Here is a 13,083-nt window from a genome sequence, read left to right as displayed (position 1 = left end):
CAGCGTAGTGGCTACCCACCGAGGCCTGTTGACGTGCTGTCCAGGGGAAACGGTGACGAATATGACACCCCTGCCGAGTATCCTGCCCGCTTTGGCGCGAACTGGGGGAACACCATGGGAAGTCCGGACGATTCCGGCGAAAGACCGGCGTGGAGACCTCCCGCCGAAGACCACCGCGAGCAGCGGTCGACGGTGTGGATCACCGTCGTCCTCTTCGCCGTGTTCATGGCGGTGATGCTGGTAGTGGCCGTGCTCGTGGTCGGCGGCCTGAAGGAGTCGAAGGTGGGCGCCGTCCAGCCTCGCCTTCCTGCCGTCTCGTCGTCGACGCCTGTGACGTCGCCGACGGCCAAGGCCGACGTGCCGACCCGCAAGTACGAGACCGCGGCCAACCCGCTGGTCGCTCCCGGCGTGACGCTGCCGAAGGTGACCTGCGAGCTGCCCAAACTCCGCGGCACGAAAGAGAAACTGGAGGCGTTCTACCTGGCGCTGGTCCCCTGCCTGGAGCGAGCGTGGCATCCCGCGCTGACGCAGGCCGGTGAGCCGCGGATCCCGGTCGCGATCAACGCCGACGACGTCAAGAACACCGCCTGCGGTCCCCCGCCGCCTCCCGAGGAGGCCTCGGGCTTCTACTGCTCGGAGGGCGCCACGATCTTCGTCCCGCTGCCGAGACAGCTCGAAAACGGCGGACCCGAACTCCTGACCCAGCTGTTCCTGCTCGCCCACGAATACGGGCACCACGTCCAGGAGCAGTCCGGCATCCTCTCGAAGCACGACGCGCTCTACCGCGAGGCGGACGGCGACCAGGTGAAGATCCTCGACCTGAGCAGGCGGCTCGAACTGCAGGCCGACTGCTTCAGCACGCTGTTCCTCGCCAACGCCGCCGGCCGCGGCTCGATCGGCGCCGGGCTGCTCGCCCCGCTCAAGCAAGGCGGCTTCGACAGCGAGGACAGCGAGACCCACGGCTCGGCGAAGAACGCCACGCTGTGGCAGAAGCGCGGGCTGACGGCCAAGGACACCTCGGCGTGCAACACCTTCGCCGCCCCGGCGAACGAGGTCTCCTGAACGGCTCATCGCCATCGGAGTCAAGTAGCACACCCAGCAGGCTGTGATACTTTTCCAGCTTCAAGTATCACAGTTCATCCGGTAGGAGAGGTAAGTATCAATGCGGATCGGAGGCGTTTCAGAACGCCAGAGGTCTCATCTCGTGCGTTCCGAGCGCGGCTACCACGCCTTCGTCCCGCCACCTCTTCCCCCGAACGTCGAGTTCGACCTCACCCTGGCGAGCGCGCTTTCCGCCGCGGACCGGGCCGTCGGCGAGCTTGCGGGCGTCGGACGAACCCTGCCGAGCGCCGCGTTTCTGGTCCACTCGATGATGCGACGCGAAGCAGTGCTTTCCAGCCGGATCGAGGGCACGGAAGCCACCATGTCCGACCTCGTACTGTTCGAACTGCAGCCGACGGCTTCGAAACGTGGCTCCGACGTCGAAGAAGTCCTCAACTACGTGACCGCGCTCGCACACGTTCTCGCCCCCGAACGCCGATTGCCGCTGAGTCTTCCCCTGCTGCGTGAAGCACACCAGGTTCTGCTCACGGGGGTTCGCGGCGGATACGCCACACCTGGCGAGTTCCGTCGCTCACAGAACTGGATCGGCCCTCCCGGCTGCGTTCTCGATACCGCGAGCTACGTTCCTCCACCACCGGAGCTGCTCTGGGACTGTCTCGACGCCTTCGAGAAGTACCTGCACGCGGAGCACGTCCTGCCACCACTGGTGACGATCGCCTGCCTGCACTACCAGTTCGAGGCGATCCACCCCTTCATAGACGGCAACGGTCGCGTCGGCCGACTCTTGGTCACCCTGCTCCTTGTGGAATGGGGCCTCTTACCGGCCCCGCTTCTGGACTTGTCCGCATATCTGGAACCACGGCGTGACGAGTACTACGCCCGGCTGCTCGCTGTCAGCACCCAGGGAGATTGGACCGGCTGGGTCCACTTCTTCCTCTCAGTACTGGAAAACCAGGCCATCGACGCGCGCAACCGTGCCGTCGCACTGCACTCACTCCGGCAGGAATATCGGACGAGAACGACATCCGCCCGCACATCGAGCCTGCTCCCCCAGCTCGTCGACGCGTTGTTCGAGACACCCGCGATGACGATCAACAGGGCCGCGGAAGTCCTCGGAGTCACACATCGGGCCGCGACCCAGAACGTGATCAAGCTGGTCGACGCCGGAGTGCTGACGGAAATCCAGTCGCCGGGACGCGTTCGACTCTTCCTCGCCGAGGAGATCCTCAGGACCCTGGACGGCGGCGGATCTTGATGTCGTCCATGCAGGTCGCCTTCCCCGCGACGTCGCGGTACGGGTAGCCCCTGGCGTCCAGCAGTTCCATGACCTTCAGCTCGGCCTCGTCGAGCACGTCGCGCTCCTCTTCACCCCGCAGCGTGATGCGGAAGGTGAACGCGCCGAGGTGCGCGCTGTAGGTGAGCAGGCCGTCCTCGCTGAACCCCATCGCCTGATGCTGATCGAGCTCGGCCAGGAGCCGGGCGCGGGTCCCGGTGTCAGGGTGGTCGAACTTGCCGTTGACGAGGACGCGGTAGGTCGGCATGACCTCGAATATACAGGCCTGTATCCGGATACGAATCCGAATATCCAATGGGTGTCCATGATCCACGGTCGAGTGAAACGACCGTCACGCACGCAACGGGCGAATCCGACACGCAGATAGTGATGACAAAGGAAGAACGGCCGATCCGGCTCGCTCTCCATCACGTGAGGAGGAAGCCCATGCGTATCACCGTCGCAAGCCGGGCCGGCCTGGTCGGCGCGCTGCTGCTGGCAGGTCTCGGCACCGGCGTGACGCCCGCCGCCGCCTCGAACCCCGCGGGCGTGGCCTCGCTCGGCTCCGCCGCCTTCACCAAGGGCACCTCGGCGCCGATCTCGATCTCGTCGCTCGCCGACTGCGCGGTCGAGGGACCGACGAGCAACTCGTCCGGGGTCGTGACCAGGACCGGGATCACGTTCGGTGGCGGCACGTCGACGTGCACGACGACCGTCGTCGACCCCGAAAACGACGTGACCTCGACGAAGTCGGAGGCCACGGGGCAGAACTTCGAACTGTCGGCGCTCGTCTCGTCGAGCGGCCCGCGGATCAAGATCAGGTCCTACTCGGTCAGCTGCACGGCCACGCAGACCGGCACCAACGCGAGCTGGACCTACGGCGGCGCGACCGGGCTCGGCACCCTGCCGTCGCCCGTGCCGGTCGGCTACGTCAAGCCGATCACCAAGTCCAACGGGACCCTGCTCGCCGAGGCGATCTTCAACGAGCAAACGTTGCCGGGCGACGGCAGCATCGCGCTGACCATGCTGCGGATCAAGTTCGCCCCGGCCTCGAACATCACCGGCGAAGTGGTCATCGGGCGCACAGCCTGCTCCCCCACTCCCTGAGCCAACCCGCCGGGAAAGGGGCGTCCGGTTCGGCCGGGCGCCCCTTTTCCATTATGGCTTATATAAGCCTCTGCTGATATCTTGGCGGCAAGCCGAGCAACGGAGGGCACCCATGGTCGACGTGACCACTCAGATCAACTCCGTCCAGCGCCGGCTGGGCAAGCGCGTGGTCGAAGCGGGCGAGGCGGTGACGGCCACGGTCAGCCAGGTCTACGACACCGGCCTCGACGATCTCTGGGACGCGTGCACGAATCCCGAACGCATCCCGCGCTGGTTCCTCCCGATCAGCGGCGAACTGCGCGTCGGCGGCAAGTACCAGCTCGAAGGCAACGCGGGCGGGACGGTCGAGCGCTGCGATCCGCCGAAGAGCTTCGCCGCCACCTGGGAGTACGGCGGCGACGTCAGCTGGATCGAGCTCCGGCTGAGCCCCGAAGCCGACGGGCGCACCCGGTTCGAACTCGACCACACCGCCGTTCCCAACGAGCACTGGAACCAGTTCGGGCCGGGCGCAGTGGGCATCGGCTGGGACATGATGCTGAACGGGCTCGCGCTGCACCTGGAATCCGGGGAGTCCGCCGACCCCGAGGCGGCCATGGCCTGGATGACCAGCGAAGAAGGCGTGCGGTTCATGACCTTGAGCAACGAGGCCTGGTACGAGGCCGACGTCGCCAACGGGACGGACGCGACCACCGCCCGCACGCGCGCCGACGCCACCCTGGCCGCCTACACCGCGCCCCCGGAGAGCTGAAGGTCTTCGGCGAGCTCCGGGGCGCGAAGCAGGTCGATGAGCTCGTCGTCCGCCCGGAACACGGCGCGGGCGCCCGGCATGCCCGCCTGCCGGAGCATCGCGTGGAGGACGTCGGCGTGCGGCTGGTCGAGCAGGGTCCAGACCATCGCGCGCCGCCTCCGGTCGTCCCCCAGTTCGCGCGCGGTCCACCAGCCCATGACGAGCGCGCTCACCTGGTTGACCGCCGTTTCCCGCCCGCGCGCCAGTTGCGCGCGGTTCAGCCCGCACACCTCGATGGTCTGCTCGCCCTTCGCGGTCAACGCGCGATAGGTCCCGATCGACAGCACCAGGAACAGGTGGTCCAGCGGGTCTTCGGCGGTCGGGTCGATCAGCAGGCTGTTGCCGTCTTCGTCCACCGGGAACAGGTCGCGTTTGTGGTGGCTGTTGCAGTACTCGCACGCGAGCACGTGATTGAGCCAGTCGAACGCGCGCCCCGGATTCCGCGCGATCGGCTCGAAATGGTCCACAGTGGACCCGAGGCCGTCGCCGCAGTACATGCAGTAGCCGCGGCCGGCGGCCATGACGTCCAGGCCCGCCCGCAAGGAACGCCGGACGGCACGGGAAACCCGCCAAAGCCGTCGCGCTTCTTTGCTGTCACCGGGAGGGATCCGCGCGGTCAGCTCTTCGAGATCGGCCACCACCCGCCCCGGCAGCGCGATCCGGCGGATCCCGATCACCGATCGTCGGCCTCGAGCCGCCTGGCCACCTCGTCGACCCGGCTCGGCGGCGAACTGCTCAGCATGCCCCGGAGACGTTCCCATTCCCGGACCCCGTTCGCGTCCGCCCGGCCGGAGGCCACCTGGAACTCGAGTTCGGCGAGGTGCTCCCGCAGTTCGACTGCCTGCGGCGAATAAGGCGTGTCCAAGCCGAACAGGTCGGACAGCACGGCGTCGTCCCCGGAGCCGAACACGACCCGCTCGTACAGTTCCTCGGAGACCACGCGCGGCGGCATCTCCTCGTCCGGCCCGGAAAGCCGGATGAGACCGCCGGGGTCGGCGGCCTGGCAGACGTAAGGGCTGTGCGTGGTGACGATGAACTGGATCCGCGGGAAATGCGCCTTGAACCACGGCCCCATGCGTTTCTGCCACGAGACGTGGAGATGCGCGTCGACCTCGTCGATGATCACGACTCCGGGACTCTCGTGATCGAGGCCGGCGCCGTTGAGTTGCTTGAGCAGATCGACCACGAGCGCGGTCACCGTGCGATAGCCGTCGCTCATCTCGCGCAACGGGAACCGGTCACCGCGGTATTCGACCCAAAGCCCGTCCGAATCGACGTCCCGGATCCGGTAACCGCCCGGCAGAAGGCCGTCACCGAGGATCTCCAGCGCCGCGTCCTTCAGCTCACGTGCGCCCGCTTTTCCTTCCAGGGCACGGAGATGCTGATTGATCAGCCAGGTGACACCCTCGGCGAGCGAAGCGTCTTCGTGGAACAGGCTGGCCATCCGCGCCAGCGACCCCGCGCCGCGCATCCACGACTCGGCCTCCCCGCTGCCACCCGCGAGCCGCCGGAAGGGCCCGTACGCCGCGCAGAACGGCTGGCCCGGCGGCAATCCGGAAATCGGCAGCAGACCGGAGTCGAGCCAGCGGACCTCGACCGGCGCCGGCCCCTCCTCGCGCATCACCGACAGTTCGATCGACCCCGACGTCTGGTTCGTCGAAATCCAGCTGCCGGCGTCCGACAGCAACCCCCAGGCCACGTCCGGCGCCGCCGCGACGGCGATGGCCCGCAACAGCGAGGTCTTGCCCGAACCGTTGCGCCCGGCGAGCACCACCCAGCCGGGTCCGGGCAGCTTGAGGTCGACGGCGCGGGCGCCACTGAAGCCACGGATGTTCTCCAGCCGGACCCGCTCGATGTACATGAAGGAAGCTTACGACGGCGCGCACGTCACCCGGCCACCCGAAAGTGGGTCGCCAGCACGAAATCCATCACGGCGTGCGCCTTGGCGACGTCCACCTCCGAAACGACCTTCGAGCGGTCCCAGTCTTCGACCCCTCTCTCTTGCTCGGGCGATATCCGCAGCCGGACATGCCCGCGGACGTCGAGGTTCCCGAGTGGTGAGGCATAGAGCGCGAACTCGTGGTCGTCCTTCGAACGGAAAGTGACTCCCGGCCGGTCGCCGAACGTGAGCTGCTGGTGGTCTTTGAAGGTCTTGTTCGGATCCGCGAGCCATTCCCCCGGCGCGCCGCCGTTCGCGGTGGCCCCGGCCTCGATCTGCAGCCGATGTTTCGGCTCGACGAAGTAGCACCCTCCCGGCGTGGCGATCGGTGCGAAGTCCGGGCCGAACGCCATCCGGACCGCGTCACGGAACACCGCGCATTCGACGTTCGGATCGGCGGCTCCGGCGGCGATGATCCGCTCGGCGCCGCCCGGTACTTCGACCTCGACCGCCGGATCGCAGTTCTCACCCTTGCTGGTGGAGACCCAGTCCGCGCAGGCCCCGACCCGGGCGCTGTCCTGACCGTCCGGTGGGTAGACGAGGTCGCGGGGCAGCTTCGCGGCGCCCGCGGTGGCGAAGTCGCGGAGGAGTTCGCAGTCCTTGCTCCGAGTCATCCCCAGTTCGAACCTGACCGCGCGCTGGAAGCTCACCGGCACCGTGATCGCACAGCCATCGAGCCTGCCCTCGCGGCGGGTCTCTTCCTGATAGCCCTTCACCCGCCCAAGTCGATGACGGCTCCGTCGACCCGGTGGAGAACCAGGTGCCCCGGGTCCACGTCCTCGGCGTAGATGAGAGGTTCGTAACCATCACGGACGAGGGTGCACATCTTCCTGCCGTACTTCTCCTTGGGCTCGCGTGTCACGGGCCGGGGATCGCCCGCCTTTCTGCGGTCGTAGGCGGCCAGGTCGATCAACTCGCAGAAATCCAGCGCCGCGAGCGCCGCACCGACGGCCTCTTCGTCGCGATCCGCAGGCCGCGGTTGCTTCGGCTGCCATTCCGGAAACTGCGGTGGCGACGGGGGTGTTTCCACGGATTCCGCACAAGCCGCCAACAGACAGCCGAGAACTGCGCCGAGAATCACTCTTCGAAACTTCATTACGCAGAGTGTGCGAACTTGATCGTCCAATCACCAGCTAGAACCCAGTTTCCCGGGCACATTCACACGAATGGTTTTCACGGATAGTCATCAAGTTCGCTGAGGCTATTCAGCAGGGAACGGGACTTTATGCAGTCGGGTTCACCACCCCGGGAACCCTGGTAATCTTCCCGGCGTCGGATTACGCAGGGTGCATCGGGGAGACGCGCCTTGTAGCCACGGGAGGGGCACATGACGACGGTGACTTCGGGACGGCTTCGGCTATTCAGTGGGGATCGATTCGGTGCGGCGGGGGTGTATGGCCGTGCCTGAGGGGTCACCGGTCTACGAGCCGGGCTTGCGCTGGAGTGAAGTCGACCGCTTCCGCCCTGCTGGGGGCTCTTACGGAACACCTGTCGCCGAAGGGGCGGGGTTCAAGTACGACGAGGCGACGCTGCATGAGCTGGCGAAAGAGTGGCGCGGGCTCGCCAACGAGTACCTCGACGACCTCGACGCGGCTGGAAAGGTAGCCAGGGCAATGCCTCCGGGGCTCGAATATGCCAGCGGCGGCAACGCCGTGACGACTCAACAATCCGGAGCAGCGTTGGAAGAGGCGCTTCGGCAGCGCATCGCCTACTGCGAGAACATGGCAACCAAGTACGTGACCGCGCTCGGCAAATACGCCACAGCGGAAGATCACGCCACTTCAGTCATCAACCAACAGCCGAAGGGCATCGCCTGATGCGTCGCTCCATCCTTCTCGTCGGCGCTGTCACGTTCATTCTCGCCGCTTGTTCGCCTTCAACCAATAGCGGCACAGTGACCCCTACCAGCAGCCCAGGCTCGGCCCCTCCGACCACAGCTGGACAGCTCCCTGGCCCTGGCGTACCCAAGGTCGACAATCCGATCGACCTCACCCGAATCAAACAGACACCCTGCAACGCCCTCACCGATACGCAGGTCCAGGAAATTCTTGGCTCGGCCGCAGAGACCAGCGATCGACCAGATGATGCGTCTGGCCCCTCTTGCAGGTGGTCTCCGCCAGCCGCCAGCCGCCCCAGAGTCAACGTGCTCTTCAGTAAATCCGCTGATAGAGGCATGACAAGCGTCTACGAAGCCAAAGGGAATCCTTACAAGCTCTTTGACCCGCTCGAACCGATCGACGGATACCCAGTCACCGCCTACGGCACGGAAGATGAGCGGGCTAGTCGTGGCAGGTGCTCGGTCGCGCTGGGAACCAGCGATAACGAGACCATCGACGTCGTCCTGGAACAGTCCGAGGCCAACATCGGCAAGAAAGACCCGTGCGACGCCGCACGCGAAGCCGCAATAAGGGTGCTGACCACCATCCGAGGGAGCAACTGATGGTCGCCGAAGGACCGCTCACCGCAGCTCAGATCTACGAACAGATCACCAAGGGCAAGGGCACTGGCTCGCTCTCCGATGCGCAGCGTGCAGCCCATGAGCTGACCCGGCGGCACCACGAACGGGCGCAGCGGCTCGCCGCCCTCACGCAGAAGACCCTGGAGGGTTGGCAGGGCGGGGCCAGCATGGCGGCGGTCGACGCGACGGTGCCGGTCGTCGAGGCTGCGGCGGACGACGTGACGCACCTGACACGGGCCCAGACCGCCATCAGCTCCCAGATGGACGCGTTCGGCACGGCCAAGAACTCAGTCAAGCCGGTTCCGCCCGAGCAGCCCGCGCCAACCGCCGAAGACGTCGAGGCGCTCATGGGACGCGGCGGCACGTTCGGCTACTGGGACCGGGTCAAGGGGTACCAGGCCGACAGTCAGCACAACATCGACGCGTTCGCGTCTTACCACTCCGCCAGCACTGCCAACGGTGACGAGCTGCCTGCCCAGTACGCGCAGCTCACCGATCCCGGCGGCAGCGTCACCTTGGACGAGGGCGACGTCGGCAAACCGGCGGTGAAGGGGTTCGGCGACGGCGCCGACGGACGCGAACTCGGCGCAGGCGAGCCCTACCGAGGCCCCAGCGGGCCGAGCGGCCCCAGTGGGCCGAGCACACCGGCGCCGGGCGGCGCGGCCGACGGTGGCCCCCAGCCTGGGCAAGGCCCCCAGCCCGGCCAGTCGCACCCGGGTCCGTATCAGCCCGGCGCACAGCAGCCCGACGACGGAACCCGCGCGAATTCGTACACACCACCCCAGACCACGCCGGTCATGCCGCCGGCGGCGAACCTCGACTTCGGGCCGACCGGCAAGCCGGGCACCACCACCTTCAACCAACCAGGCGCCTTCCCGCCCGGGTACACCTCGTTCGGGCCGGGTACCGGCGGAGGGCAAGGGCCCACCAGCGGGCCGGGCGGGCGAACCACAGGTGGGCCAGGATCTCCGGGCGGGTATCGGGGTGGCGTCCCTGGCGGACCAGGCGGCACCGGGCAGCCCGGGGCGGGTGGACGGAGCGGCGCCGGGCTGCCGGGCGAAGGCGTGGGCGGCCGAGGCGCGGCGGGGACGGCCGGAGCTGCGGGTCGTGGCGGGGCGAACGGGATGCCGATGGCGCCCGGCGCCGCTCGCGGGAAGGGCGAGGAGGACAAGGAGAAGAAGGCTCCGGCGTACCTCCAAAACCCGGATCCGGACGAGACCTTCGGTGGCTACCCCGAAAAGCCGATGCCACCGGTGATCGGCGAGAACAAGAAGTAGCACCGCAGTCCCAGGGGAGGGAGACACGTGGTGCTCGCGCGCCCGGTCGAGATCACGCTCGACACACTGTTGACCGCGTTCCGTCATGTCGGCTGCGGAGATCCGCATTTGATCTTCGCGGGCGGGCTGCGGTACATCCCGCCGTCGTCGCGGAACGGCGAAGACCGGGCGGCGTTCGAGGAGCTCGGCGGGCTCGGGTTCACCGAGGGCAAGCGGCTGACCAGCGACTTCGAGGACGTCCTGCACATACTCGACCGGCCGAACACCGAGTACTACGCGACCGTGCGGACGGAGGCGGAGCAGTACAGCGTGCTCGTCGCGGTGCGCGGACGGGCAGCGGTGACGGCGATCTGCGAGGGGAATCGCGTGTGGCTCAAGGGCGTGCGGACCTCCGACCGCGCGGCGGCGCTCGTGATGAACCTGCCCGAGTACCCGCCCGCGCGTTTCACGCCGTTTTCGTTGCCCCAGGACGACTTCAAGGATTCGCGAAGCCGGGACGCGCGATGGCTGGACGACGTCTTCGAGCAGCCCTATTTCGGTGTCGGGTTCTTTGCCGCGGCCAAGCGTCCCAACGGGGAAAAGCGCACAGAGGCCACGGACGGCCTGACCTATCTCGACCTCGACGCCGGACGGGTGGCCATGCACGTGAGCGGTTCTCCTCAGAACCGGTACATCACCGTCCTCCCCGGCGATCCCTCGTTACTGGCCCAAAAGGTCGCCGCGCTGCGAGCGAGTCTCGACCACTGACTCGATCAGGCGCACCGACCGCGCCGGATCCAGCGCGACAGCGTCCACAGTGGACCGTAGATAGGGTTCGACATCGCAGGGTCGGTGCAGGAACAGTCCGGATCGCCGATGCTCCAGGTACACCAACGGCCGGACGTCGCCGAATTCCAGCAGAACATAGGCACCACCGGGATGAGCTCCGGCGGTGAAGGGGATGACCCGGAGTTCGACGGTGGGCCGTTCGGCCAGCGAGACGAGATGCCGAAGCTGATTCGCCATCACTTGTGGCCCACCGACCTGACGGCGCAGCGCTCCTTCGTCGATATAGGCGACGAACTTCTTCTGTCCCAGCAATTTCTGCCGTTCCCGCCGCGCCTCGATCGCCGCGGCGGAAAGGTCCGTAGCCCTCGCGTAGAAGGGAGTCTGCAGCAGGTCGGGGACAAGCGTGGTCGCGAAAGCGACGATCCTGCGGGCCTCCTTTTCGTACTGGGCGAGAGTCTTCAACTGGAGTGACAGGTCAGCGAACCACCAGGGCCCGTTGTCGCGGGACAACGAGAGCAGCGCGTCCCGTCGCTCGCCGGTGACCTGATAGACCGCGAGCAGCGCGGACACCTCTTCGGCGGACGCCGCGCGCACAGCGGTTTCGATCCGGCTGATCGTCGACTGGGACCAGGCCAGTTTGTCGGCCACTTCGGTCGCGGCCAATCTGGCGGCCCGCCGCGCGGCTCGAAGTCCCTCGGCGAGAGCCCTCGCCTGGGGTGTGGGCTTCGGCTTCGGCATGGCGAGCAACCTGCCAGGTGCGGCCCGGCAATTCAGTGCCCGAAACGCGTGAAGGCCCCCTTCCCTCGGCTGAGCCGAGGGAAGGGGGCCTTCACGCGCAAAAAAAACTACTTGAGAGCGAAGCCGCCGGACCCCGCCCAGTCGAGGGCGAACGCCGGGAGCAGGCCGAGCACCAGCGTGACGATGACGCCGAGCGTGATCGCCGTGGTGGTGAACGCGCCGGGCACGGTGACGGTCGGGCCGTCGGGGGCGGGCTCGGAGAAGTACATCAGCACGATCACCCGCAGGTAGAAGAAGGCGGCGACGGCGCTGAAGATCAGGGCGATGACGACCAGCGGCGCCATCCCGTCGGACAGGGCCGCCGAGAACACCACGAACTTCCCGACGAAACCACTGGTCAGCGGGATACCGGCGAGCGCGAGAAGCAGGAAGGTGAACACCCCGGCCAATACCGGAGACCGTTTCGCCAGCCCGGCCCAGGCGGACAGGTGGGTCGCCTCGCCGTTCGAGTCCCGCACCAGCGAGACGACACCGAACGCGGCGAGCGTGGTGAAGCCGTAGGCCAGCAGGTAGAACAGCGTGCTCGACAGGCCTTCTTCGGTCATCGCGATCGCACCCACGAGCAGGAACCCGGCGTGCGCGATGGACGAGTAGGCGATCATGCGTTTCACGTCGGTCTGCGTCAGGCCGAGCACCGCGCCGATCAGCATCGAGATGATCGCGACGCCCCAGAGCACGCCGCGCCATTCCCAGCTCGTCGACTCGAACGCCACCTGGAACACCCGCAGGATCCCGCCGAACGCGGCGACCTTGGTGCAGGCGCCCATGAACGCGGTGACCGGGGTCGGCGCGCCCTGGTAGACGTCCGGGGTCCAGGTGTGGAACGGGCCGACCGAACCCTTGAACAGCAGGCCGACCGCGACCAGCCCGAGCCCGGCGAACAGCAGCGTGTCCGACCGGTCCGAACCGGCGGCGGCGTTGGCGATGTCCGACAGCTTCACGGAGTTCGCGTAGCCGTAGAGCAGCGCGAGACCGTAGAGGAAGAACGCCGACGAGAACGCGCCGAGCAGGAAGTACTTGACGGCGGATTCCTGCGAGAGCAGGCGACGCCGCCGCGCGAGACCGCACATCAGGTACAGCGGCAGGCTCAGCACCTCGAGCGCGATGAACATGGTGAGCAGGTCGTTGGCCGCGACGAACGACATCATGCCGCCGAGCGCGAACAGCGTCAGCGGGAAGACCTCGGTCTGCATACCGGTGGTGCCGACCTGCGCGCGGTCCTGCAGCGTGCCGGGCCGGATGCCGGCCTGCGCGACGAACGCGCCGCCGGGTTCGACCGAGCGGTCCGCGATCAGCAGCACCGCGCCCAGCGCCAGCGCCAGCAGCGTGCCCCACAGGAACAGCGACGGCCGGTCGACGGCGATCGCGCCGCTGAAGGTCGTGATGCCTGCCTTCGGCGCGGATGAACTGGCGTACCAGACCAAGAAGACACCCGCCGCGCCGATCCCGACCAGGGACAGGAAGACCTGCGACGGCCACCGCATGTGCTTGGGCAGGAAGGCCTCGAACAGCACGCTGACACATGCGGCCCCGAGGATGATCAGGATCGGCGTGACGGCGAAGTAGTCGATCGACGGCACCTGCACCGGTGGCGCCTGAGTCAAGAAGAGCACG

The 13,083-nt window shown here is 67.3% G+C and carries 15 protein-coding genes; 8 read left to right on the top strand and 7 right to left on the bottom strand.

Going from position 1 to position 13,083, the window contains the following annotated elements:
* Window positions 1–114: 114 nt before the first annotated feature.
* Both DL990_RS06430 and DL990_RS06425 read left to right on the top strand, forming a co-directional pair.
* On the top strand, window positions 115–1,062 hold the full coding sequence (locus tag DL990_RS06430) for a neutral zinc metallopeptidase (RefSeq protein WP_125798153.1): 948 nt from the start codon (window positions 115–117) through the stop codon (window positions 1,060–1,062).
* Between the two features lie 142 nt (window positions 1,063–1,204).
* A complete protein-coding gene (locus DL990_RS06425) occupies window positions 1,205–2,317 on the top strand; it encodes a Fic family protein (protein ID WP_158632592.1) in 1,113 nt (370 codons plus the stop codon).
* Here the strand turns inward: DL990_RS06425 and DL990_RS06420 are convergent.
* The gene (locus DL990_RS06420; protein ID WP_125798151.1) at window positions 2,289–2,603 is read right to left on the bottom strand and encodes a DUF6204 family protein; all 315 of its coding nucleotides are present in this window, start codon (window positions 2,601–2,603) and stop codon (window positions 2,289–2,291) included. The genes DL990_RS06425 and DL990_RS06420 overlap by 29 nt on opposite strands.
* 179 nt (window positions 2,604–2,782) lie before the next feature.
* Between DL990_RS06420 and DL990_RS06415 the strand changes: the two genes are divergently transcribed.
* Both DL990_RS06415 and DL990_RS06410 read left to right on the top strand, forming a co-directional pair.
* On the top strand, window positions 2,783–3,442 hold the full coding sequence (locus DL990_RS06415; RefSeq protein ID WP_125788723.1) for a hypothetical protein: 660 nt from the start codon (window positions 2,783–2,785) through the stop codon (window positions 3,440–3,442).
* 112 nt (window positions 3,443–3,554) lie between these two features.
* Window positions 3,555–4,190, top strand: a complete 636-nt coding sequence (locus tag DL990_RS06410; RefSeq protein ID WP_125798150.1) for an SRPBCC family protein — start codon at window positions 3,555–3,557, stop codon at window positions 4,188–4,190.
* Here DL990_RS06410 and DL990_RS06405 read toward each other — a convergent pair.
* The 4 genes from DL990_RS06405 to DL990_RS41700 are packed head-to-tail and all read right to left on the bottom strand — an operon-like array spanning window position 4,166 to window position 7,198.
* A complete protein-coding gene (locus DL990_RS06405; RefSeq protein ID WP_125788721.1) occupies window positions 4,166–4,906 on the bottom strand; it encodes an HNH endonuclease in 741 nt (246 codons plus the stop codon). The two genes, DL990_RS06410 and DL990_RS06405, sit on opposite strands and share 25 nt — an antisense overlap.
* Window positions 4,903–6,090: an AAA family ATPase gene (locus DL990_RS06400; RefSeq protein ID WP_125788720.1), complete on the bottom strand. Its 1,188-nt coding sequence runs from the start codon at window positions 6,088–6,090 to the stop codon at window positions 4,903–4,905. The genes DL990_RS06405 and DL990_RS06400 overlap by 4 nt, the downstream gene beginning before the upstream one ends.
* A gap of 26 nt (window positions 6,091–6,116) precedes the next feature.
* The gene (locus DL990_RS06395) at window positions 6,117–6,884 is read right to left on the bottom strand and encodes a hypothetical protein (protein WP_233620407.1); all 768 of its coding nucleotides are present in this window, start codon (window positions 6,882–6,884) and stop codon (window positions 6,117–6,119) included.
* Entirely contained in the window at window positions 6,881–7,198 is a 318-nt protein-coding gene (locus DL990_RS41700; RefSeq protein ID WP_233620406.1) for a hypothetical protein, read from the bottom strand. Before DL990_RS41700 ends, DL990_RS06395 begins: the two co-directional genes overlap by 4 nt.
* Before the next feature lie 364 nt (window positions 7,199–7,562).
* On the opposite strand from DL990_RS41700, the gene DL990_RS06390 reads away from it, so the two are divergent.
* The 4 genes from DL990_RS06390 to DL990_RS06375 are packed head-to-tail and all read left to right on the top strand — an operon-like array spanning window position 7,563 to window position 10,650.
* Entirely contained in the window at window positions 7,563–7,985 is a 423-nt protein-coding gene (locus tag DL990_RS06390) for a hypothetical protein (RefSeq protein WP_125798149.1), read from the top strand.
* Window positions 7,985–8,608: a DUF3558 domain-containing protein gene (locus DL990_RS06385; RefSeq protein ID WP_125798148.1), complete on the top strand. Its 624-nt coding sequence runs from the start codon at window positions 7,985–7,987 to the stop codon at window positions 8,606–8,608. The genes DL990_RS06390 and DL990_RS06385 overlap by 1 nt, the downstream gene beginning before the upstream one ends.
* Window positions 8,608–9,903 (top strand): PPE domain-containing protein, encoded by a 1,296-nt coding sequence (locus DL990_RS06380; protein WP_125798147.1) that lies wholly within the window; start codon window positions 8,608–8,610, stop codon window positions 9,901–9,903. Before DL990_RS06385 ends, DL990_RS06380 begins: the two co-directional genes overlap by 1 nt.
* A gap of 27 nt (window positions 9,904–9,930) precedes the next feature.
* Window positions 9,931–10,650 (top strand): ESX secretion-associated protein EspG, encoded by a 720-nt coding sequence (locus tag DL990_RS06375; protein ID WP_125798146.1) that lies wholly within the window; start codon window positions 9,931–9,933, stop codon window positions 10,648–10,650.
* Here DL990_RS06375 and DL990_RS06370 read toward each other — a convergent pair.
* Together DL990_RS06370 and nuoN are read right to left on the bottom strand one after the other, a co-directional pair.
* Window positions 10,603–11,409: a helix-turn-helix transcriptional regulator gene (locus tag DL990_RS06370; RefSeq protein WP_125798145.1), complete on the bottom strand. Its 807-nt coding sequence runs from the start codon at window positions 11,407–11,409 to the stop codon at window positions 10,603–10,605. The genes DL990_RS06375 and DL990_RS06370 overlap by 48 nt on opposite strands.
* A 107-nt stretch (window positions 11,410–11,516) precedes the next feature.
* Window positions 11,517–13,082 carry an NADH-quinone oxidoreductase subunit NuoN gene (gene nuoN, locus DL990_RS06365; protein WP_125788714.1) on the bottom strand — a complete coding sequence of 522 codons (1,566 nt, stop codon included), beginning with the start codon at window positions 13,080–13,082 and terminating at the stop codon, window positions 11,517–11,519.
* Window position 13,083 lies beyond the last annotated feature (1 nt).

Origin of the sequence: Amycolatopsis sp. WAC 01416 (assembly GCF_003947485.1) — a bacterium.
Taxonomy (GTDB): domain Bacteria; phylum Actinomycetota; class Actinomycetes; order Mycobacteriales; family Pseudonocardiaceae; genus Amycolatopsis.
This window is presented reverse-complemented; position numbering and strand designations above follow the sequence as displayed.

Coding starts and splice junctions, on each gene's coding strand:
- DL990_RS06370 (WP_125798145.1), bottom strand. CDS start 11,409: ATGCCGAAGCCGAAGCCCACACCCCAGGCGAGGGCTCTCGCCGAGGGA.
- DL990_RS06400 (WP_125788720.1), bottom strand. CDS start 6,090: ATGTACATCGAGCGGGTCCGGCTGGAGAACATCCGTGGCTTCAGTGGC.
- DL990_RS06410 (WP_125798150.1), top strand. CDS start 3,555: ATGGTCGACGTGACCACTCAGATCAACTCCGTCCAGCGCCGGCTGGGC.
- DL990_RS06420 (WP_125798151.1), bottom strand. CDS start 2,603: ATGCCGACCTACCGCGTCCTCGTCAACGGCAAGTTCGACCACCCTGAC.
- DL990_RS06385 (WP_125798148.1), top strand. CDS start 7,985: ATGCGTCGCTCCATCCTTCTCGTCGGCGCTGTCACGTTCATTCTCGCC.
- DL990_RS06380 (WP_125798147.1), top strand. CDS start 8,608: ATGGTCGCCGAAGGACCGCTCACCGCAGCTCAGATCTACGAACAGATC.
- DL990_RS06390 (WP_125798149.1), top strand. CDS start 7,563: ATGGCCGTGCCTGAGGGGTCACCGGTCTACGAGCCGGGCTTGCGCTGG.
- DL990_RS06430 (WP_125798153.1), top strand. CDS start 115: ATGGGAAGTCCGGACGATTCCGGCGAAAGACCGGCGTGGAGACCTCCC.
- DL990_RS06415 (WP_125788723.1), top strand. CDS start 2,783: ATGCGTATCACCGTCGCAAGCCGGGCCGGCCTGGTCGGCGCGCTGCTG.